At 40.6% G+C, this 22,123-nt stretch carries 21 protein-coding genes; 8 read left to right on the top strand and 13 right to left on the bottom strand.

Features of this window, described 5'->3' with window-relative positions:
* The first annotated feature begins 124 nt into the window (after nt 1-124).
* Complete coding sequence (locus tag HXT19_RS05935; RefSeq protein WP_004116167.1) at nt 125-472, top strand: hypothetical protein; 348 nt, start codon at nt 125-127, stop codon at nt 470-472.
* 26 nt (nt 473-498) lie between these two features.
* On the opposite strand, the gene HXT19_RS05930 is transcribed toward HXT19_RS05935, so the two are convergent.
* Nucleotides 499-1,002, bottom strand: coding sequence for a hypothetical protein (locus HXT19_RS05930; RefSeq protein ID WP_013399778.1), 504 nt, complete (start codon nt 1,000-1,002; stop codon nt 499-501).
* Nucleotides 1,003-1,194: 192 nt separating this feature from the next.
* On the opposite strand from HXT19_RS05930, the gene HXT19_RS05925 reads away from it, so the two are divergent.
* The 5 genes from HXT19_RS05925 (at nt 1,195) to HXT19_RS05905 (ending at nt 5,788) form a co-directional block, all read left to right on the top strand.
* Complete coding sequence (locus HXT19_RS05925; protein WP_004114254.1) at nt 1,195-1,935, top strand: response regulator transcription factor; 741 nt, start codon at nt 1,195-1,197, stop codon at nt 1,933-1,935.
* Nucleotides 1,929-3,152, top strand: a complete 1,224-nt coding sequence (locus HXT19_RS05920; RefSeq protein ID WP_101887731.1) for a histidine kinase — start codon at nt 1,929-1,931, stop codon at nt 3,150-3,152. Before HXT19_RS05925 ends, HXT19_RS05920 begins: the two co-directional genes overlap by 7 nt.
* A gap of 279 nt (nt 3,153-3,431) precedes the next feature.
* Nucleotides 3,432-3,893, top strand: coding sequence for a hypothetical protein (locus tag HXT19_RS05915; protein ID WP_004114257.1), 462 nt, complete (start codon nt 3,432-3,434; stop codon nt 3,891-3,893).
* Between the two features lie 34 nt (nt 3,894-3,927).
* The gene (locus HXT19_RS05910) at nt 3,928-4,581 is read left to right on the top strand and encodes a response regulator transcription factor (RefSeq protein ID WP_004114259.1); all 654 of its coding nucleotides are present in this window, start codon (nt 3,928-3,930) and stop codon (nt 4,579-4,581) included.
* 34 nt (nt 4,582-4,615) lie between these two features.
* Nucleotides 4,616-5,788, top strand: coding sequence for an exodeoxyribonuclease V (locus HXT19_RS05905; protein ID WP_101887730.1), 1,173 nt, complete (start codon nt 4,616-4,618; stop codon nt 5,786-5,788).
* A 217-nt stretch (nt 5,789-6,005) separates the two neighbouring features.
* Here the strand turns inward: HXT19_RS05905 and HXT19_RS05900 are convergent, their stop codons facing one another.
* From HXT19_RS05900 to HXT19_RS05885, 4 genes are all read right to left on the bottom strand, one after another.
* A complete protein-coding gene (locus HXT19_RS05900) occupies nt 6,006-6,179 on the bottom strand; it encodes a hypothetical protein (RefSeq protein WP_004110365.1) in 174 nt (57 codons plus the stop codon).
* Nucleotides 6,176-6,469, bottom strand: coding sequence for a DUF2089 family protein (locus HXT19_RS05895; protein WP_004114263.1), 294 nt, complete (start codon nt 6,467-6,469; stop codon nt 6,176-6,178). Before HXT19_RS05895 ends, HXT19_RS05900 begins: the two co-directional genes overlap by 4 nt.
* A 285-nt stretch (nt 6,470-6,754) precedes the next feature.
* Nucleotides 6,755-8,206 (bottom strand): ATP-binding protein, encoded by a 1,452-nt coding sequence (locus HXT19_RS05890; protein WP_004114264.1) that lies wholly within the window; start codon nt 8,204-8,206, stop codon nt 6,755-6,757.
* 286 nt (nt 8,207-8,492) lie between these two features.
* Entirely contained in the window at nt 8,493-8,762 is a 270-nt protein-coding gene (locus tag HXT19_RS05885; RefSeq protein WP_004114266.1) for a type II toxin-antitoxin system RelB/DinJ family antitoxin, read from the bottom strand.
* A gap of 221 nt (nt 8,763-8,983) precedes the next feature.
* Between HXT19_RS05885 and HXT19_RS05880 the strand changes: the two genes are divergently transcribed.
* The gene (locus HXT19_RS05880) at nt 8,984-9,271 is read left to right on the top strand and encodes an addiction module antidote protein (protein ID WP_004114268.1); all 288 of its coding nucleotides are present in this window, start codon (nt 8,984-8,986) and stop codon (nt 9,269-9,271) included.
* A 177-nt stretch (nt 9,272-9,448) separates the two neighbouring features.
* On the opposite strand, the gene nrdF is transcribed toward HXT19_RS05880, so the two are convergent.
* From nrdF to HXT19_RS05860, 4 genes are all read right to left on the bottom strand, one after another.
* Nucleotides 9,449-10,543 (bottom strand): class 1b ribonucleoside-diphosphate reductase subunit beta, encoded by a 1,095-nt coding sequence (nrdF, locus tag HXT19_RS05875; protein WP_101887729.1) that lies wholly within the window; start codon nt 10,541-10,543, stop codon nt 9,449-9,451.
* 82 nt (nt 10,544-10,625) lie between these two features.
* Nucleotides 10,626-12,848: a class 1b ribonucleoside-diphosphate reductase subunit alpha gene (gene nrdE, locus HXT19_RS05870; protein WP_101887728.1), complete on the bottom strand. Its 2,223-nt coding sequence runs from the start codon at nt 12,846-12,848 to the stop codon at nt 10,626-10,628.
* 81 nt (nt 12,849-12,929) lie between these two features.
* Entirely contained in the window at nt 12,930-13,430 is a 501-nt protein-coding gene (gene nrdI / locus HXT19_RS05865; RefSeq protein WP_013399774.1) for a class Ib ribonucleoside-diphosphate reductase assembly flavoprotein NrdI, read from the bottom strand.
* Between the two features lie 66 nt (nt 13,431-13,496).
* Complete coding sequence (locus HXT19_RS05860; protein ID WP_004124343.1) at nt 13,497-13,757, bottom strand: glutaredoxin family protein; 261 nt, start codon at nt 13,755-13,757, stop codon at nt 13,497-13,499.
* Nucleotides 13,758-14,189: 432 nt separating this feature from the next.
* Here HXT19_RS05860 and gndA point away from each other — a divergent pair, with 432 nt between their 5' ends.
* Complete coding sequence (gndA, locus tag HXT19_RS05855; protein WP_004114276.1) at nt 14,190-15,644, top strand: NADP-dependent phosphogluconate dehydrogenase; 1,455 nt, start codon at nt 14,190-14,192, stop codon at nt 15,642-15,644.
* Nucleotides 15,645-15,890: 246 nt separating this feature from the next.
* Here gndA and pgl read toward each other — a convergent pair whose 3' ends face one another.
* From pgl to HXT19_RS05835, 4 genes are all read right to left on the bottom strand, one after another.
* Entirely contained in the window at nt 15,891-16,712 is an 822-nt protein-coding gene (gene pgl, locus HXT19_RS05850) for a 6-phosphogluconolactonase (protein ID WP_004138753.1), read from the bottom strand.
* A 33-nt stretch (nt 16,713-16,745) separates the two neighbouring features.
* A complete protein-coding gene (locus HXT19_RS05845) occupies nt 16,746-17,699 on the bottom strand; it encodes a glucose-6-phosphate dehydrogenase assembly protein OpcA (protein WP_004116131.1) in 954 nt (317 codons plus the stop codon).
* Nucleotides 17,696-19,276, bottom strand: coding sequence for a glucose-6-phosphate dehydrogenase (zwf, locus tag HXT19_RS05840; RefSeq protein ID WP_373271619.1), 1,581 nt, complete (start codon nt 19,274-19,276; stop codon nt 17,696-17,698). The genes HXT19_RS05845 and zwf overlap by 4 nt, the downstream gene beginning before the upstream one ends.
* A gap of 75 nt (nt 19,277-19,351) precedes the next feature.
* Nucleotides 19,352-21,784: an acyltransferase family protein gene (locus HXT19_RS05835; protein ID WP_101887726.1), complete on the bottom strand. Its 2,433-nt coding sequence runs from the start codon at nt 21,782-21,784 to the stop codon at nt 19,352-19,354.
* Nucleotides 21,785-22,123 lie beyond the last annotated feature (339 nt).

Raw genomic sequence — 22,123 nt, 5'->3', positions numbered from 1 at the left:
TTCGAGCAATATTATGTACTCAGAACTTAGTACTCAAGATTGCACGGAAAATGTTTGTAATTAGAGTTAAAGCAACGCACAAATATGTTGCGCAAATACGTTACAGATACAAGGAGATACAAACATGAGTAGCGCAGATATGGGTAGTGTAAGCATGAGTGATTTTGGTATAAACTCTTGGCAGCCAGAAGATAGCGTAAACAAAATAGGAAATGTTAGTGAAAATAGCATTAATCAAATTCAAAAGCAGGAAGATAACTTTGCGGAAAATAGTAGCGAAGAGCTTTCACAAGATGAAATTGATGAATTAGCTAAGCAATTAGAAGAAGTCTTTACAAAATATATTGTGCTAGAAAATGGCTCTTTTGTTGTAAAAGAAGACGCTATTATTGCAGACGGCTATGGCGACCATATAGAATATTTTCGCAATGCCGCAAAAGGATTAAATCTTTCAATGGAAGATCAACAATAAGCTTAAATCCTTAAAGCCTTAAATCCTTAAAGATCGCTTTGATCAATAGGGTGCCCTTGTGGGCGCTTTATTGATCGCCACAAAATCACCAATGTTAAGACGCCATTTGCAATTCCGTAGTAATAAATCCAAGGAACGTGAATAAGCCCACAAATAAAGCATGTAATAATATTTGTTAAATTATTCGAGTAATTGTTGAGTATTTGCTTATTTTGTGATTCGACTTTTTTGCGCTCTTGCTCAAGAGTAATTATGTAATCTTTGCTGTTCTCTATATTCTCAACATCACTACTTATGCTGTTAGTGCCCGCACAGCTAAGCTTAGATATATTATTTTCTATATACGCATTTTTTTCTTTAATAACGCTTTTGCGCAAGAAAAAATATGCATAAGAATACAATGCAACAGAAAGAAGTCCTAGAACAAGCCACAAAGCGAAAAAGTCAAAGCTACGCATAAAAGCAGCTGTTGAGGCAAGCGCCATCGCAGCTACTTCTGCGGAGTGCAATACTATTAGTCGTTTTGTCATATAATCCTGCTGCAATCATTATTAAAGATGAATTTCAACGCAACCAAAAGTCGCATATTGTTACTTATTATAACCAAGTTTGACTTACATGCATTACTTGTAATCATTTATTACTACACGATTTGCCCTACTTTGCGCGCGTTTATAAAGTAGAATATAAGAAAAGTAGCGTGTGATTGCAAGAAAGCCATTATGCCAAAAACGTATGCAATAGTAGATAACGACCCATTAGTTTTAGCGGTTATGCGAAACGTGCTCAGCAAGCTTTTGCCAAGCGAGTACGTGTGCAAATGGTGCGTAAAATCAGGCGTGCAAGCTTTGAAATATTGCCAAGTAACAAAAACTACTCCGGATTATATTTTGATAGATATGTCAATGAAAGACATGTCTGGAGTAGAGGTAATACGCGCAATTCGTGAACAAAACAACAATATTGTTTTAATTGGCATGACTTCGTATGATTGTAGATCCTACGCTTCGATGGTTGCGCAAGTTGGTGGGCAAGCAATGGTTGCTAAAGACAATTTCAAAGGACTAGCAGAAGCTTTGCAATATTGCGATAATCAGCATGCGTATGGCTGCCGATGTGTTAAAGATGTTGCTTACGATTTTGCTACTCCGCAAGAATCTTTTATTAGACTTTCTAAATCAAGGTCGCGTAGCGTTTTGCCGCCTCAAGAACTAAAAATCATGGATTTGCTCGCTAAAGGGTACACAACGAATCAGATTGCGTCTCAACTTGGTCTTATGCCAAACACTATTAACACGCATATTCATAGAATTTACAAAAAATTACATGTTTCTAACCGAGTGCAAGCAATATCCGCGTTTGCTGCAATGCAAAATCGTGAGCAAAATAGCAATATGCAATATTTTAATGATTCGCCGCAGAATCATCCGAATCTTTTGCAAGAAACGGATAACGCATGTTAATGAAAACATTTTCGCGCGTTATTGAGTTGGTTAAAAGCTGGAAAATTCAACGAACTTTATTCATAATATTGGCGATTCTTGTAGTGTCAATGGATGTGCAATCTTGCAATACAGCTGGTTTGTGGCATAATCCATTACAATCTGTGTGCCAATACGTTTGGATGTTCGCAATATTTCTTTTGATTGCTTTTCCTCGTCAAATATCCCTCGTAACTCCGATTTTATATTGCGTAACGTTAGCAGTACCAGGCGTAAATGCAACTTGCTTTCTTTTTTCATTGATCGCTAGCATGTTTGTTGCAGGCTTTTACGATTCGTGGAAGTATTTGCTTTGTGCGTACATAGTTTCGCTGAATATTATGTACTTTGCAAAAATTGCGTACATTCCGCTTACTTTCCCTTGTTTTATTCTTATTTCCATGATTTGTGGCTACGCTTTGCGCAAGTATTTGAACATGTTGGAGGAAAATAATCGCGCAAAAATGGATATTGTGCGCAGTGAGTTCCAGTCTTATATTGCTTCTGTTGCATTGCAATTGCACGACGATGTGAACAATGAGATTACGGATATTACATTGCTTGCGACTGATGCTTTGTATACCGAGAAAAGTGATCATACAAAAGAGTCGCTAGAGCAGATTGTTGAGCATTCTCGTAATGCGCTTTCTAAAACGCGACTTGTTATTAATCTACTTGAACAAGCTGAGCATAAGTATGATGATTCTTTAGATTCAAATATTGCCAGCACGCAGTTTATTTATAGTTCTAATAGCAATAATCGCATAAGTTTGACTGATTTCTTATGCAATATTCGCGCACGCTTACAGGCTGAACGTAAGATTTGCGAGCAGCTTGGGTACTATGGCTCTCTAACAGTGAATGATAAAAGTTCGGGGAGTGGTGATTTTACTGCATCTGCAACTATTAGTACTGAAAAAGCTCAATGTGCTATTCGCATGTGCAGCGAGCTGCTTACTAATATTCGTAAGCATTGCAATACTAGCGTTGATTTTTCTATGAACGTTACGGTTGATAAGCGCGAATGCATAATAATGTGCATGAATTCGATTTCGACGTTGAATAAGTTTGGCGAAAGGCTTGTTTTTGGCAAAGGGCTACTGTTTCATAAAAAATCTGTGGAACGTTTAGGTGGATCTTTAAGCGCGCAAAAAGATGACGACACTTGGCTGGTCAATGTTGTTATTCCGCTAAACTAGTATCAATCAGACTCTTGCGTTATCGTGGCAAAAATCGCAAATCTAACAGAATCTGCCACGATAACTCCATAAGTACGCCTCTATTTAAAAATAATTCCAAAACGGAAATATTCTTAAATGTTGATTGTTGAGAACATACAAACTGCTAATAGTAAAAGTTTTTTAAAAGTTTTCTAAAAGCACTATCGTTAAAAATAGGTACGCTTATTTGTGTAGATAAAATCTGCACGCTAGTATGTTGATAATTTACAAAACAAGAATCACGAGGAGGTGCTTATTATGACTAATCCTTTGCGCGGTATACGAGAAGAAGATATCGTCAAGTATTTTAAAGATCACAATCTTTCAGTTGATAAGACGTATGTATTTACAATGAAATACGACCCTTGGTGGAAAGATTTAATCAAACTATTTTTGTTACCTAAATTATTCTATGTAGCGCAAGGCGTTGTTGCGCGTATTATTGCTGCCACTAATAATGAGTTTATTATTGTTAATCCGAATGTCATTTTAGGCTCGGGTAATCTAGCTAAATTAGACGATAAGTATCTTCGTCGTATTGCGTGGAATCAACTCACTAATTTTGAAGTTATAAGTAAACCAACAACTCAAATAATTCGTTTTACTGCGAATGGCAAAACCGAAGAATGGAGTGTGCCAACGGAAAGTGCTAGCGTATGGCACTTTAATGTGTACAATCTTGATAATTTGAGAAAAACAATACAATCGCACATCTCTTGATAAGCGGATTCCAAAACAAGATATCATATATTGTATGAACACTACTTACGCAATTGTTGATAATGACACGCTTGTATTGCGATATATGCAACTTCTTCTTAAAAGTCGTTTGCCTGAAAACTTTGTTTGTGCATGGATGTGTTCTTCTGCAAAACAAGCTATTCATCGTTGCGTTGCAGAGAATACTCCTGACGTACTTTTAGTAGATATGTCAATGAGAGAAATGAGTGGTGTTGATGTAATTAAGGCAATTCGCGAGCGCAATAGCAATATTGTTTTAATTGGCATTACTTCCTACATGCTAGATGAATACGTATTGCAAGTTGCTAAGTCGGGTGGTCAAGCGCTAGTACATAAAGACAATTTAGCAGACGTAGTTGCAGCCATCCAATCGCGCGCAACAAGCTACGGTTGCCCAGAATTGCCACAATATATTGACTATTTTCACACTCCGCAAGAATCATTTAATATGATTTCTCAACTTCCGAAGACTTCAGTTTTGTCTCCTCAAGAATCGGAAATTATGCGCTTGTGCAAACAGGGATCTTCTACGAAAGAGATTGCAGATCAGCTTAATGTGAAAGTTTCAACAGTCAACACGCATTTACGGCGTATTTATGGAAAACTTCAAGTTAAAAGTCGCATGCAGGCGCTCGCTGCGCTCGCAAAATACTCGCATGACATATAACGTGTAAGAAATTAACGTGTAAAAGTAGGTAGTTATGAAATTATTAATGCGTATGATCAATTTTTTGCCGCATGATGCTTGGCAGAAAATTGGAATTGGTGCAATCATAAGTTGTACTTTGATTCTTGAAATTTGTTCCTATAATAATCTTCATTACTACTCTAATTGGCATGCAATTACAGTTGAAATAGTATGGATTGTAATATGCTTATGTATTGCAATATGGCCACGTAAGGCATCTTTTATTGTGCTCATTTGGATGCCGTTGGTAATTGTTGCACCCAATATCAACTATTCATCTATGATGCTTACCATATTGATTTGTTTGGCAATTGCTGTAATTACTCAACCTTGGTACACCGTGCTTGCTTCTTGCGGAGTATCTTCATGGCTCTTTATTATATGCGATTTTCAAAACGCTTATGTGTTGGGGTGGTGGCTTCTTATCACTCTTATTTCTAGCGCAATCGTAAAATACTATATTTCTACTATTCACCAACAGCAGGAACAGTTATTTGCACAGCGTTACAACGTTTTTCAAAAATATGCCACTATTGCCGCAATTCGCATGCACGATGAAGTAACTAATGAGCTTTCCAGCATTATGATGATGGCACAACAATCTATTGAACCTCAAACGACTCATGACCAAGAGCATGAAAATTCGCGAGAGATTCTTCAACGTGCTACTACAGCTGTTCATAGAGCACGTAATATCATTTCTCTTCTTGACAATGCTACAACTGCAAGCACTGGCGATGCTATGCAATCGACTACATGTTATAAAGATTTTTGCACAGGCTTACGCGTTTTATTTGATGGTGAGCAAAAGTCATTTGAGAAGCTTGGCTATATTGGTTCCATTGATTTGAACAGTGATTTAGTTGCTGAAGATTCGAGATCAGCGCATTTGCCTTTTGAAGAATGTGCTCAAATTGAATATATTTGCCGAGAACTACTTGCAAACGTAAAAAAGCATGCTGCAAAGCCTAAAGAATACGCCATGAATGTAATGCTTAATGACAATGAATGTCATATTACGTGTATAAATAGTGCGCAACGCGGTATTCTTGCTAACTTGCAATTAGGATATGGACTGCGTCTTCATAAGATGCTTGCGGAACGGGCTGGTGGAACTTTTAAAGTTATTGAAGATGACGATTCGTGGATTATTAATGTACACCTTCCGCTTCATGTAGAGAAATAGCCATTATGCAAGAATAATTAATTATTGTGCTTTCTTGCGATTTAATCGAGTATTTGGACGCTTTTCAATCGAGTATTTGGACGCGCCTTTGTGCAGCAGATGCAAGTAAGCGGTTAATATGTGATGCAGAATGCTGTTTCGTTGCTATTTTATAAGAGTTATCGTGGCAAAAATTGCAAATCTAGCAAAAACTGCCACGATAACTCGGTTTTGTGTTTTATAAGTCCTGTAACGCAATTCTTTTATCTTCTGCAGACTGCTTAGATGACTTATCGTCCTTCTTAAGAGAATGCGCATATCGAATAAGACTTCTTGCGATAAAGAACACTAAAGCACATATAGCAAGTGCGATAAGAATGTCAATTATCGGACCAAATAATGCATAGCTCATGATTCATCCTTTCTTTTTCTATATTCGTTTATGAGTGTTCGAGCTGTGTCAACATCGTATTTATCGTCAATAGCAAGACTCTTTACTAAAAGAACGAACGGGTCTTCTGGTTCATTGTCGCTTATACGCAGTTTTTCAATGAGCCTGTTAAGCCTGATTCTCATCGTTGGGTAAGAGACTTGATACATTTGCGACATTTCTTTTAACGATCCAGACGATAATACAAAGTTCTTTATAAACGACATGTCTTCGTCTGTGAGATTAGCCATCCATCTTGGAATATGATCCATATCACCCCTTTCTTCAGCCTATAAACTTTAATTAAATTAAACTTTTATTAAAAATATTAAAGTTGCTGTATGAGTTTGTCAAGAATAAACATGGGAAATATGGCACAAAGCGACATTTTTATGTCGCCAAAATTGTCGTTTTGTCGCAAAAATAATAAAGATATATATTTACGTAACATATGAGAAGATGAAGTTATCGTGACAAAAATTGCAAATCTTATAAAAACTGACGCGATAACGCGTGATTTCGGCTGCGCGATATAGTACGTAACTATTGTCGCGCAATCAGTTAAAAAACATTGTTTGTGCGTCAACGAAGTTGATGATTGTTTTAGCATGACGAGGATTGTAAGAAGTTGGATGTTTTGTAAACAACATAAATATTTTCTTATAATCGCTATTTTTTGCATTCTCAACTAAAGTTGCGCGCTGCAACAACTTGCTCACTGCTTCAGCTTCGTTAAGATTATTACGCCACTTACATTCTGCAATAAGAAGCTGCTTGTTAATATCGTCTTCTGCAACAATATCAATATCGGTTTGCTCACGAGCAATAGGATCCGCACCCCACCATTTACCTAACTTAGTTGGCAAAAAGTCCATTCCGTCAACTTTGCATTGGTGCACAATCCACTGTTCGCACATTTTCTCAAACTGTTGACCTACAAAAGTACTAAACGCTTCATGCTCACCGCCAAGAACACTACTTGCGGCAGCGTGTGAAAGTCCGCGTTCGATCAATCCTTTATTAGGCGCTACAAACCTATACCAATACGCAAAGAATGGGTCACAAATCTGCCATAATCCTTTTTTGCAATGAAGTGGATTCATGCCAAATGGAATATTTCTTTCAATTAATCCAAGGCCTTCTAATGTTTTCAAATACACGTTCACTGATGTAGCTGGCAATCCAATGCGATCCGATATTAAAGTCGGAGTATTGCATCCCGTAGCAAGAGCATTTAGCACACTATTGTATGTTGAAGGATCGCGCAATTCCTGGCGCATGAGCATGTCTGGTTCAGCGTACAAAATTCCCGAAATGTTAAAGCATAATTGCTCAAGATTTTCCGCAAACGAAGACTTATTATCTAACTGCTCTATATAGTATGGTGTTCCTCCAAGGGATGCAAAATAGTTGATTTTATCTTCCCAAGTAGCATTATTTGGCATAAGCTCAGATGCTTCAAAAAGATTAAATGGTTGCAAGCGAATCTGTGCGGTACGTCTTCCATAAAGCGGACTCTTTTTGCCAAGCACTTCACTTTCCATGAATCCTTCGTTACTGCCGCACAAAATAAGAGTCATGTTCGCGTTTTTAAATTTATGATCTATTGCGACTTGGAATGTTGACGCTAAGGATTTATCTGCTTGAGCTGCGTACGGAAATTCGTCGAAAACTAGAATAAGTGGAGATTTAGGAGCATTCTGGTCTACGGCGTTAGATTGTTGCGCAACAAAATCGAGAGCGTCGTTCCAATTATTAAACGATCCTGTAGTTGACGGTAGATTGAAGAAGTCGTACACAGTGCGCGAGAAATCACGCAAATTCTCGATATTAGTTTGCTCGCGAGCAGTAAAAAGTATTGCGTGCTTATTTTTACAGAATTGTGAAATAAGCGAAGTTTTTCCTATTCGTCTTCGACCATAAACTATTGCCATCTGGAACGAGTGTTTGCTGTTCTCATATAATTTTTCAAGTACTTGTAACTCGTCTTGTCTGCCAACAAAAACCATATTCCACCTGCCGTTACGCCAATAATTGCAATACTTTTCAGCGCATCTTATTGCTGCTGAATCTGCACTCTAGTTAATATAATCGCGATTATTATAATCATAATTATAATAATCTAAATTATATTATTTTTCAATATGCTCAACGCAATCATGCGTTATCGTGACAGTTTTTGCTAACTAGAATAAGTCGTCATGAGATCCTAAGCGTAGGAATATAATGCAATCTTCTTTAACTTGATACAACAGTAGAACATCTCGCAGATAGATTGGACTATAAAATGGCGGTTTAGGCATTGCGCATCAGCTCAGCAAAATCGTCAACAGTACCTGCAGCTATTGGTTTTTCTTTCATAGCTTCATCAATAGAGTGCTCATATGGAGAACTTTCAAGTGAAAATGGGAAACGTTGCGTATTTACAATCTGATACAAAAATAGGTTGACTGCTGAACTCATATCAAGACCATAATGTTCAAGAACTTGCGATGCACTATCTCGTATTTCTGGATTAACTCTTACACTTAATCTGCCTGTTTTAACCGTTTTTGTAGAAGTCATGTCGTTTCCTTTAAGCTTAGAATCATAAATTTGTTATTCGTGCTTTGCTTTATTGTAGCAGACATGTAGCACCCAACGTAATGCCAAAGTAGCGCCATTGTGTACACAATTATTACAAAATAACAAGTTATCATGGCAAAAATTGCAAAATTGTATCCTGCAGGATAAAATATTTTTATGGAGATACTTAAAACAGATGAGTATCGCAATTGGATGAGAAAATGGTAAATATAAGTAAATGGGATGCGAGTGAGTATCTTGAGAACGATGATGATGTTATTGCGTATCTCAATGCTGCAGCAGAACTTAACGATCCTCGCTTGTTGCAAGCCGCTATAGGCGATATTGCAAAAGCTAGAGGAATGAAAGAAATTGCTCAAAAAGCCGAGGTTGGAAGGGAAAGCCTTTACAAAAGCTTAAGACGAGACGGCAATCCCAGCTTCCAAACTATTGCGAAGGTTGTTCAAGCATTAGGTGGACGTATTGCAATAGAACCAGCAAATGTGTGACGCACACAGTTATCATGGCAGAAAATGCAAATCTTATAAAATCTGCCACGATAACTCAGTAAGTACGCGGATATTTAAAAATAGTTCCAAAACGGAAATATTCTTAAATAATTAAATAAAAAAGGTTGCTTATGAAAGTGCATAAGCAACCTAATTAATTAGTAAAGCGACTAGCGACTAGAAATCCCAATCGTCGTCGTCGGTTTCAACAGACTTGCCCATAATGTAGCTGGAACCAGAGCCGGAGAAGAAGTCGTGATTTTCGTCGGCTGCAGGAGAAAGAGCCGCAAGAATCTCAGGGCTTACGTGAGTTTCTTCTTCGCTGTACTTAGCAGGATAGCCAAGGTTCATCAAAGCCTTGTTAGCGTTGTAACGCACGAAGTCAAAAACGTCATCGTGGAAGTCAAATCCTTCGTAAATCTGACCAGAATACTCAACTTCCAAATCATACAAAGTATCAAGCAAGTTCATAGTGAACTTTTCAAGATTCTTCTTGTCGTTCTCGCTTCTAAGCTCCAAACCGCGCTGGAACTTGTAGCCAGAATAGTAGCCGTGAATCGCCTTATCTCGCAAAATCAAGCGAATCATATCGGCAGTATTCATCATCTTGCCGCGAGAAGCAAAATAAAGCGGAAGATAGAATCCCGCGTAAAGAAGAAGCGAAGAAAGCATAGTTGCTGCAATCTTGCGCTTAAGCGGATCTTCGCTCTCGTACTCGCAAAGCACGGTGGTAACGCGCTGCTGCAAAACATCGTTTCCAACAGCCCAACGGTAAGCCTCGTCAATCTCCTCGCTAGAGCAAAGAGTGGAGAAAATAGAGGAGTAGGAGCGCGCGTGAATCGACTGCATAAAAGCAATATTCGTGTAAATAGCCTGCTCGTGCTCCGTGCGTGCGTGCTCAATCTGGCAAAGTTCGCCAATAGTTGCCTGGCTGGTATCAAGCAAAGTTAAGCCTGTAAAAACGCGAGTAGTTGTCTTGCGTTCAAGATTGGTGAGGGAACGCCAAGAAGGAATATCGTTGCTCAGCGGAACCTTTTCAGGAAGCCAGAAGTTAGCAATAAGACGATTCCAAACGTCCAAATCCTTGTCGTCAACAATATTATTCCAATTAACTGGGCGCACGCGAGATCCGTGATGATAGCGGTATTGAGCTGGGGTGATGGAATCTGCCATCATAGCGTCGTCTGCGATTACGCGGTTCGTGCCGAAAGGCTTATCTAAGCTACTGCGAAGTTCTGTTGGATCGAGCGCAGTTGGGCTGAGTTCTGTCATAATTACTCCTGATTTTGTGTTTACGTTTTATAAAATTTTTAAGTTTTTGATTTAATTTGCGAAAGATTTACAACCATAAGGTTTACAGCGTGCAGCTTACGCAACCCTCGATTTCTGTACCTTCCAAAGCCTTCTGGCGAATACGAATGTAGTAAAGAGTCTTAATACCCTTACGCCACGCGTAAATCTGAGCTTTGTTCAAATCGCGAGTAGTCGTAGTGTCTGGGAAGAACAAAGTAAGAGACAATCCCTGATCTACATGCTGAGTTGCCTCCGCGTAAGTGTCAATAATTGCCTTCCAACCAATCTCGTAAGCATCCTTAAAGTACTGCATATTGTCATTCGTCATGTATGCAGCAGGGTAGTAGACGCGGCCAACTTTGCCCTCTTTGCGAATCTCAATGCGAGAAGCAATCGGGTGTATTGAACTCGTGGAATGGTTTATGTACGATATGGAACCAGTTGGAGGAACAGCCTGCAAATACTCATTGTAAATGCCATCGCGCAAAATCTCGTCGCGCAATTGCTCCCAATCCGAAACGGTTGGAATTGCAACGTTAAAACGAGCAAACAAATCGCGAACCTTTTGAGTTTTAGGCTCAAGCGAGCGGCTGCCATCAGTGTACTTATCGAAGTAGTTGCCTTTTCCTGCAGGCTTAGCGTAAGCGCTAGTCTTAAAGCTTGCAAAAGCAGTCCCGCGCTCTACAGCCAAAGCGTGAGAAGCCTTATAAGCGTGGTAAGCAACCGTCATAAAGTACATGTCTGTAAAGTCAAGAGCTTCCTCGCTTCCGTACTGCATGTGCTCGCGAGCAAGGAAACCGTGCAAATTCATTTGACCCAAGCCAATAGCATGGCCCTCTGCGTTTCCGCGACGAATCGAAGGCACGGAATCAATCGAAGTATGCTCCGAAACAGACGTGAGCGCGCGCACAGCCAAATCAACGCTTGTATCCAAGTCACCGTCCATCGCCTTAGCAATATTAAGCGAGCCAAGATTGCAAGAAATATCGCGACCAACGTGGCTATAAGACAAGTCGGCGTTATAAGTGCTTGCCTCTTGAGTTTGCAAAATCTCGGAGCACAAGTTGCTCATAGTAATGCGGCCTTCAATAGGATTTGTGCGATTTACAGTATCTTCAAACAAAATGTAAGGGTAGCCAGACTCAAACTGAATCTCCGCAAGCGTCATAAAGAATTCGCGAGCATCAATGTACTTCTTGTGAATGCGAGGATTTGCAACCATCTCATCGTAATGCTCAGTAACAGAAATGTCTGCAAAAGGCTTGCCATATTCGCGCTCAACGTCGTAAGGGCTAAACAAAGCCATCTTTTCCTTACGCTTAGCAAGCTCAAAAGTAATATCTGGAATCACAACACCCAAAGAAAGCGACTTAATACGAATCTTCTCGTCCGCGTTCTCGCGCTTAGTGTCAAGGAAACGCATAATATCTGGGTGGTGAGCGCTAATATACACGGCACCAGCGCCCTGACGAGCGCCAAGCTGATTAGCATAAGAGAATGAATCTTCCAAAAGCTTCATAACAGGCACAACGCCACTCGACTGATTTTCGATGCGCTTAATAGGAGCACCAAGCTCGCGCAAATTCGTAAGAAGCAGAGCCACGCCGCCGCCGCGCTTAGAAAGCTGCAAAGCAGAGTTAATTCCGCGTGCAATAGACTCCATATTATCTTCCAAACGCACGAGGAAGCAGCTCACAGCCTCTCCGCGCTGAGCTTTACCAAGATTCAAGAACGTTGGAGTGGCTGGCTGGAATCGGCCTGCAAGCATCTCGTCCAAATAGTTGAGCGCTGCTTTTTCGTCTCCGTCTGCAAGTTCCAAAGCGACTGCAGCTGCGCGCTGAGCGAAGTTTTCCAAATATTGCTTGCCGTCGAAAGTCTTCAAAGCGTAAGAAGTGTAGAACTTAAAAGCACCCAAGAATGTGCCAAAAGTGTGGTGAGCAGATTCCGCGTGCTCGTAGAACTTATCTAGAAACTCGCTGCTATACTTGCCGAACACGTTTCCGTTGTAGTAGTAGTTGCTAATCAAATAGTTCAAGCGCTCATGAGTTGAAGCAAACTTCATGCTGTGTTCTTGCACGTAACCCGAAACGTAAAGCTTTTCTGCTTCCTGATCTTTATCAAACTGAATACCTTTTTCTGGGTCGAAAAGACCGAGCATAGCGTTAAGAACGTGGTAGTCGCGGCTGTTGCGAATGCGCTCTGCTGTGCTGCTAGCAGTGTTGGTGTCGTCAGTGTGATCAAGATTAAGCGAAGTAGATTCGCTCATCGGATCCGTGCTATTCATGGTGTTTATTCCTTTCCTCGTGCGTTAGTTTTGCTTTTCAAACGCTGTTTTTTGTTGATTTTGTTGATTTTGTTTATTTGTTTATTTCGTTTCTTCTGTTTCTTTTAATTGCCTTAAAAATTTTGGTATTCCCTGCGCTACTTTTTCTATATCTTCTGCAGTTCCTGTAAGTTCAAACGAATACATATTTGGGATTGCGCATTTTCCAGCGATTTGACCGCCTGCAGCGCAATATGCATCTCCAAAATTCGTATTTCCAGAAGATATTACGCCGCGAATAAACGAACGATTTTCGCGATTATTTAGGAATTTGCGCACTTGCATTGGTATTGCTTTAGATATGTTTCCTCCGCCGTAAGTCGGTACAATCAAAACGTATGGCTCGCGCACGTGCAATTCTGGCTCTTTTGGTCGAAGCGGTATGCGATATACGTTCACATTGTTGCTTGGAAAATCGCAATTTTTCACGAATCGTAGTGTGTTTTCGGAGACGGAAGAAAAATAGACTACAGCTCCGATTGATTCGCCTTGTGCGCGCGCTTCTGGCTCGCTTGGTTGTGACATATTTTCTTGATCACACATTTTTATGCTTCTTGATTGCTTTGATTATTTTGATTGTTGATTGTTTATTCTTGATTGTTGATTGCTTTAATTATTTTTATTGCTTTGATTTTCGTCTTCTAGTTGGCTTGCGATTTGCGCAATCAAATCTGGGCGATACCCACTCCACGACGAGTTTGGAGTAATCACCACTGGCGCTTGGCGATATCCTGCTGCGCGCAATTGGTCTAAAGTAGAAGGGCTTTGAGTTAAATCTACTGTTTCAAAATTCACGCCTAGCTTAGTGAATTGACGCTTTGTGGCATCGCACTGCGGGCAATGTGGCTTTGTGAAAACTGTAATAGTCACGGTTCGTCTCCCTTCGTTATGTGGTGTTTAAATCTTTTTGTTTGATGATTATTTAAGTTTGTGCTTTTTGGCACGATTTAACAGTCTACTACCACTTAACACTATTTATAGTGGCGTGTTGTATGTCTAATCCCTATATTTAGTGTGCCCAAATTTTTGGCTATCACGCGTGTCTATAAGATTTAAGCGGTATTTATGTTTTTTTAATAGCGACTAATAAAAGTAAAAATGTAATCTTTATCACAAAATCGCGATTAACGCGTGGGTTATGTCGTAGGTTTTGTGATCGTATGAATGACGCTTGTGCATATAGGTAGATAAACTTAAAAAAGTGTGTTTTGATTGGTTAAGTGTTAAAAATAAAGCAATCATAAAATAATAAAACGGTTATAAATATTACGGTTATAAATATTAAAAGATAGAGGTGTCATTATGACGGAAGCCCAGGCAAATATTGGCGTTGTTGGTTTAGCGGCTATGGGGTCGAATTTAGCGAGAAATCTTGCACATCACGGTAATACAGTTGCTGTTTACAATCGTCATTATTCACGCACCGAAACTTTAATGAATGAGCACGGCAGTGAAGGTGCTTTCGTTCCTGCTAAAACTGTTGAAGAATTTGTGTCTTCGCTTAAGCGTCCACGCACTGCAATCATTATGGTAAAAGCTGGTGCTCCTACAGACGCTGTTATTGAAGAGCTTGCAAACGCTATGGAGCCAGGAGATATTATTGTTGACGGCGGAAACTCCTACTTTGAAGACACAATTCGCAGAGAGCGTAACATTCGCGCGCGCGGTCTTCACTACGTTGGTTGCGGTGTTTCTGGTGGCGAAGAAGGCGCGCTTCGCGGTCCTTCTATGATGCCAGGTGGCACGGAGGAGTCTTGGAAGACTCTTGGCCCTATTTTAAAGTCGATTGCAGCTGTTGCAGAAGGCGAGCCTTGCGTAACTCATATTGGCACTGATGGCGCTGGCCACTTTGTAAAGATGGTTCACAACGGTATTGAGTACTCGGATATGCAGCTTATTGCCGAAAGCTACGATTTAATGCTTCGCGGCTTGGGTATGAAGTCTGAAGACATTGCAGATGTGTTTAGCGAGTGGAATAAGGGCGAGCTTGATTCTTATTTGATTGAGATTACGGCGGATGTTTTGCGACAGAAGGATGCTAAGACTGGTAAGCCTTTGGTTGAGATGATGGTGGATCACGCTGGTATGAAGGGCACGGGTACTTGGACTGTGCAGTCTGCGCTTTCTCTCGGAATACCTGTAACGGGTATTGCTGAAGCTGTGTTTGCTCGCGGACTCTCAAGCCAAGTTGCTTTGCGTGAAGCTGCCGAAAGCCAAGGTTTGACTGGCCCAGATATGCATTTTGATTTTAGCGATTCTGAGCGCAAGGCGTTTATTGAGGATATTCGCCAAGCTTTGTACGCTTCTAAGATTGTTTCTTACGCTCAGGGATTCGACGAGATTGCAGCTGCTGCAATTGAGCATGATTGGAAGATTGACCAGGCTGCTGTTGCTCGCATTTGGCGAGGCGGATGCATTATTCGTGCACAATTCTTAAACCGCGTTTCCGAGGCTTTTGAATCTGGGCAGGCGAGTGTTTCCTTGATTTTTGCTCCTTACTTTAAGGATGCTATTGAAAAGTCTCAAGCTGCTTGGCGTCGTGTTATTGCGCGCGCAGTTGAGCACGGGGTTCCTGTGCCAGCATTCTCTAGCTTGCTTGCATACTACGATGGCTTGCGTTCCAAGCGTTTGCCAGCTTCGCTTATTCAGGCTCAGCGCGATTTCTTCGGCGCTCACACTTACGGTCGCATTGACGAGCCAGGAGTATTCCACACTTTGTGGGCAGAGCCTAATCGCCCAGAAGTAAAGCAAGATTAAATCAAATAATATTTATAACTAACATGCCTTTGCATTATTATGCAGAGGCATGTACTCTATTCTGATCTTTTTTAGCATATTTTATTGCTGAATTTTACTAATATTCTTAAATTGATTGATTTCCTTGATATTTCAATGGTTTTATGAAGATTTTCCCAAATGCGCCATGTTTTAAACATGCTATTTTCGCATTTGCGCCAATTTATGTAGCGCATTTAATTTTTGACTTGCTGAATATTATGCAGATTACTGAATTGCAGCGTGCAAAGTTTCTGCGGTGGTTAGCCATGCGATTTCTTCCGTGCCGTTGGCAAAAGACGCAGGATAATCTGGGTTATTATCCGAAGAAAGCGCGTTCATTAAAGCTTTTCCTTTTTGCTCTCCAGCCGTTAAGAACCAAGTGCGGCGGCTATGAGCCAGCACGGGTGCGCTAAGAGTTAATCTCATTGGCGGTTGCTTAGGGGAGTGATTCACGCCTAAAACTATGCGATCGCGATTATGAATTTGCGGCAATCCTGGGAAAAGTGAAGCCATATGTGCGTCTGGTCCCATGCCAAGAATTGCCAAATCAAACACAGGCTCTTTGCCTAGTAAGCCTATAATTTCTTCTTCGTAATCGCGTGCTGCTGCGTCTAAAATCGCATTGTTTTCAGCATCGCTAGCATTTGCCACTTCTTGCGCATTGCGATCATCTGCAGGCATTTCGTGAATATGAGACTCCTGCAAAACTTTGTGATCGCTAAGCATATTAAGAAGTAGCTCGCGAGCCTTGAGCGCATTGCGATCGTCGCTGTTATAAGCTACAAAACGTTCATCTGCCCACCAAATATGAACATTGGACCAGTTGATTGCTGGAAGCAATGGGTTGCTAGCTAACATTTGAAACATGCGAATAGAATCTGTTCCACCTGTTAGCAAAAGATGGAATGGCTTATTAAGATTTTCAACATTGTTTTGCCATTGCATAATCAAAGTCACAAGTTTTTGCGCAGCAACAGCAGCTAGAATATCTTGATTATCGTAGCCGTACACTGTTGCGTTATGCGCAAATCTAAAATCTTCAGCCATAATGAATCCTTTTATTATTTTTTACCCGTTGTATTAAAGTTCGTTATCTTGCATTGTGCAACAATCTGCGTGAACAAGTTGAGCATAGATCTCATCTGGATCGATTCTACGCAACTCCTCACTCAAGCAATCTTCTAAAGATCTAATTGGCATTGCAATTGGCTGTGTTGCTTGTCCTGGAAGACTTATCATTGCTTGTTCTTCTCCAGAAGGACGAGTCAAAGAAAGCACGCCATCTTGTCTTTTAAGACTTACCTCCGTAATTGCATGCGCGCTCGAATCCTCAACAATTTCAACAGGAACATTAAGCGATATTTTTAGCCATTGTGCGAGCAAATGCATCGGAACATAATGCTTTGGACCGCTAACCTTAGCACTAATAACAGGTAAATGCGGAGGCTGATCAAGCATAGAAGCTAGCATTGCACGCCAAGGAGTAAGACGAGTCCAAGAAAGATCAACATCTTTAGAAGACCAGTTTTTGCGCAAATTTTTCACAGTTTCAAGGGTATTGTCCGCATTTTGAGCATCAGTGATTCTGCTACTTGCCATAGTTCCAAGCAAGTCCTTAGCAGGATTTTCTGGTGCATTTGTAGGCCACCACGCAACAATCGGCGCGTCTGGAACAAGCAGAGGAATAACAAGCGTATCTGGATGTCGAACTAAGCCATTATGAGGATAGAGAATAATGATTTCCCCAGCTCCAGCATCTGCGCCAAAGCGTACTTGCGCGTCTAAGTTTGGCGTTTCTTCGCTTCGTGAATCTGCTATATTGACTTGTGATTCGCGAACAATGGCAATAACTCTACAAGGGTGTTCGCGACTAGCTGCATTTGCTGCTCCCAGTGCGTTTTCAAGATCTTTAAGAGTGGTGTCAATAAGAAGAGTTAGCACGCGTCCAGTTGCAGATTCTCCACGCTCTTCGTGAAGCTCGTCGATTTTTGCAGAGATTTTAGACGTGTTTGTGTTAGGAAGATTAATAATCATGGCAGCCTCCAATGGCGATTATCGCGAGCAAGCATAGCGTCAGCTTCCGCTGGACCCCACGTTCCAGCACGGTATGGCTGAGGCTGTGTACCAAGCGAACTCCAAAAATCTTCAATAGGATCTAAGATTTTCCAACTTAAATCAACTTCTTGTGTAGTTGGGAAAAGCGGTGGCTCGCCAAGTAAAACGTCTAGAATAAGGCGCTCGTAGGCTTCTGGAGAGTTTTCTGTAAAAGATCTTCCATAACTAAAGTCCATAGAAACATCGCGAACTTCCATAGATGTTCCGCCTGGCACTTTTGCGCCAAATCGCATTGTTACGCCTTCATCTGGCTGAACGCGAATCACAATCGCATTACTACCAAGTTCGCGCACAGCAGTGGACTCAAAAGGCAAGTGTGGAGCGCGCTTAAAAATCACGGCAATCTCTGTAACGCGCTTTCCTAAGCGCTTTCCGGTTCGCAAATAGAACGGAACTCCAGCCCAGCGACGAGTGTCTACGTCTAAACGCACGGCAGCGTATGTTTCCGTAGTGCTATCCGGGCTAATTCCTTGCTCTTGCAAATATCCAACGGCTTTATACGATCCTTGCCAACCTTCTGCGTATTGACCTCTCGCAGTATTTGTTGCTAAATCTTTAGGCAAGCGTATAGCAGACAAGACCTTAGTTTTTTCAGCCGTCAAGTCACTAGCACTAAAACTTACTGGCTCTTCCATAGCAGTAAGAGCCATTAGTTGCAGCAGATGATTTTGAATAACATCTCTGGCTGCTCCAATCCCATCATAATATCCAGCTCTGCCGCCTATGCCAATATCTTCTGCCATAGTAATCTGCACGTGGTCAACATAATTAGCGTTCCAAATTGGCTCATACATTGCATTTGCAAAACGAAAAGCCAGCAAATTTTGCACAGTTTCTTTGCCTAAATAGTGGTCTATGCGGAACACGGAATTAGGGTCAAAAACCTCGGAAACTACGCGATCCAACTCTTGTGCGCTTGTTAAATCGTGACCAAAAGGTTTTTCTATTATCACTCGTCTCCACGCGTTTTCGGAGGAATGTGAAAGCCCCGATGCTGCTAACTGCTGTGCCACAACAGGGAAGCTAGAAGGCGGAACCGACATGTAAAACGCGTGATTTCCGCGAGTTCCGCGATCTCTGTCTAATTCGCTTACGGTTTTGCTTAAGCGCTCAAATGCGCTTGCGTCGTCGAATGTTCCGCGAACAAAACGTATGCCTTTAGCAAGGTTAATCCATGTTGATTCACGAAATGGTGTGCGGCAATGTTGTTGAATATTTTCACGCACAAAGTTTACAAAATGTTCATCTGTCCAGTCGCGTCTTGCGAAGCCCGTTAAACCAAATCCAGGTGGCAAAAGCCCTCGATTTGCCAAATCGTATACGGCTGGCATAAGTTTTTTGCGCGCTAAATCGCCAGTAATTCCGAATATTACTAAACTACATGGTCCTGCAATACGAGCCAAACGCAAGTCTCGTGGATCGCGTAGCGGATTTTTCCAAGCTGTTGTTTCTTCGCTATGCGCAGTCGAGCATATTGTGGTTCTTAATTCAGTCATGTATACCATCGTAATGTTTCGACTTGATTTGCTGCGCAGGACTTACCATGATTCTCACTAGGATTTACCAGTAAATCATCCTCCGCACACGGCTAGTCTTATCATTTGCGCGTATTGTGGACCTCCAATAGGAGTCAAATGTATTCCATCGTCTGTTAAGAATTCGGAGTGTCCTGCGCTTAAACCATACCAGTCTATTATTCCAACGTTTTTGCGTTTCGCTGCAAAAGCGCGCAGTCTTGCGTTTGTTTCGTCTTGCCAAGGCTGTGGAACACGGGTTGTTACAAAATACACTGGTTTGCCGCCTGTAACATTTACCATATTTTGCAAAACAGATTCGTCTCTAGGAGGTCCGTTTGTTCCAAGCTCATAGATTACAACGCTTCCAGGGTGTTTCCCAACTAAATCTTGCTGATAATCTTCCGCTCCGTGGAATATTTGTCTGCTCACTTTTCCGTCAATCCAAGCGTTTGGTAATGCTTGCATAAGGTATGGTTTTGCGCCTTCTGTTACGGAATCTCCAACCATTGTTATGTCTGCAGTGCAAACATTGCGTTTTGAGTCTATTTTCCATGGTTTTGTATTTATGTTTTCTGGCACTTTTTCTGCAATCGGGTTGAGAATCCTATGGTCAGATGGTTTTGTTGGAAGCGTTTGTTTTTCTATATTCTCGCGCTTTCCGCCTGTTTTTTTCTTCGTATTAGCGGAATTTTTTTCTTGTGCAGTTTTGTTTTGTGCAGTTTTGTTTTGAGTATTCGCGTCTTGCGCGTTTAATTCTGGTCTTAATTGTATAGCTCGCGCTTGCGCAATACTATTCCAGTTAACTGGCGCTGCAATTATTGCTAGCCCAACTATTGCACAAATCACTATTACCGTTCTTCTTAAAACAAACGGCAATCTTATATTCTTACTTTTAACGTTTAAAGTATCTGAAGATAAATCAGGGTTTTTCGCGTCTATATCATCCGAGATAATATCGTCTTTCTGGATAATACTAAAGGTTATATGCTTATTTGCAAGAGGCATCTCGAACATTCTGTAAAAAACCTCTGCTGCAATAATAACTATTACGCATTGCCCTGCCTGTTCCCAAAGAGTTATCTGTGTGGTTCTTGTAGCAGGGTTTAGTATTTCTAGAATAGGGAAGTGGACTATGTAAATCGCAAAAGATCTTAGACCTATATATTTCAGTGGAGCAATTTCAAGTATTTTAGTGCAAATACTATTTTTCTGTAGGCAGGACCACATTAAAATCGCGCAAACTATTGCGAATATCGTGTATCCGCCGTAAACAATCCAGGTTTTTGAACCGTCTTCTTTCACTAAGCACCATAGAATAAAAATTAACGCAGCCAATCCTATAATCGATTTTTGTAGTGTGCTTAGAGGTTTTTGAAGAGTTTTTGCTATTTTTGCGAATTTACCAGATTCTGATTTATTTTTTAGATCAGTTTTTACTTTATCAGTGTTTTCTGATTCGTTGGTTTGTTGCCACTTTTCCCCAGCAATTTCATTATTAGATTCATCGGATTCGTCATATTCGCCATCTTTATCAGATTCCATCATGTTTACTTGCAATCCTGCTAGTAAATCGTCTGGTATCGAGGCTTCTGAGGATTGGCTTTTATTTTGCGTATTTTGTGTATTTTGCGCTTCTATCTCTGATGAATCCTCTATTTTTTCGATTTGTGTTTTTTTGCTTTTGTTTCCAACAATATATTTACAAGCATCTGCAATAATTTTGATAATGGAACGTTCGTTAAACCATGTGCAATACATTGCTAGTAATGCACCAATTAAGAATTCTCCAGCTCGAGTGTCAATAGAGTAATACACGCGCGCAATGGTTTGGCCATCTCCATAAAAAATCGTAATTGCTAGGTTTGCCAACGAACATGCAATCATAAGAATCGCCGTAACGCACATTCTTACAAATTTAGAGTGCACAATTTTAAGAATCGCCCATAGTATAATCGGCCAAAATACAAAGATTTGCATAATAAGTCCCAAATACCAAAGGTGTTTTATTGGGGATGGTAGTCCTGATTGTTCAAAGTAAGATACTTTTCGTAAAATATACGCCATATTGCTTGTAAAGCTAGCGCCTGTTAGTGCGTCAGATTGTAGTTTTGTTAAAAGACTTGGTGAAAATAGCCACATTAGTGGGGCGCTCAGAGCAATAATCCCTATAGTAGACGGCCAAATTCGTTTTACGCGTTTAAACAAGTATTTTAAGTAGGCGAATATTTTAGACTTTACCGGTGTTTTGGTTTGTTCGCTGGTTGCTGGCGACTTTTGCGCATTTGATGTTTCAAACATTTTTAGCAGAGATACAGTGCTGAAGTATCCAGCCATAACAAGAAACATTGTTACTCCCAAGAATCCTCCTGGAAGTACTATTGGACGTAGGTGGAACGCTACAATCGCAATAACAGCAATAGCACGCATGCCATCTATTGCAGCGTTGCGTTTGCTTGTAGTGTTAGCTGCGTTGTTTATCTCTGTCATTTTGCCTGCAACTTGCTAATACGTGGTTTAATTTTGGTTGTGGACATTATGTGGGTATGAATTGTTTTATGACTAACATCGCCCAAAACGTAGTCATATTATCTACGTATTAAGACACTGTAGTTAGTTATAGCGTGTCTTAGTTTTTCCCTAGTTTTTCCTTGATTTTTCTTATGTTTTTTGCAAGTTTTATGAAATTTTTTAATATGGATTTAAATATTTTTCAAGGTAATTATTCGTTTTTATTAAGATTTTTCTCTGCTATTTTTTAGTGCGGTTGCTTTCGACTTTTGTTTGCTAAAATGCCAATGTTATACAACGCGTTTTACGTGCTCTTTG

Source organism: Gardnerella sp. DNF00038 (assembly GCF_049262855.1).
Taxonomy (GTDB): domain Bacteria; phylum Actinomycetota; class Actinomycetes; order Actinomycetales; family Bifidobacteriaceae; genus Bifidobacterium; species Bifidobacterium vaginale.
Note: the sequence above shows the minus strand (reverse complement) of the source record. Positions and strands in the feature narration are given on the sequence as shown.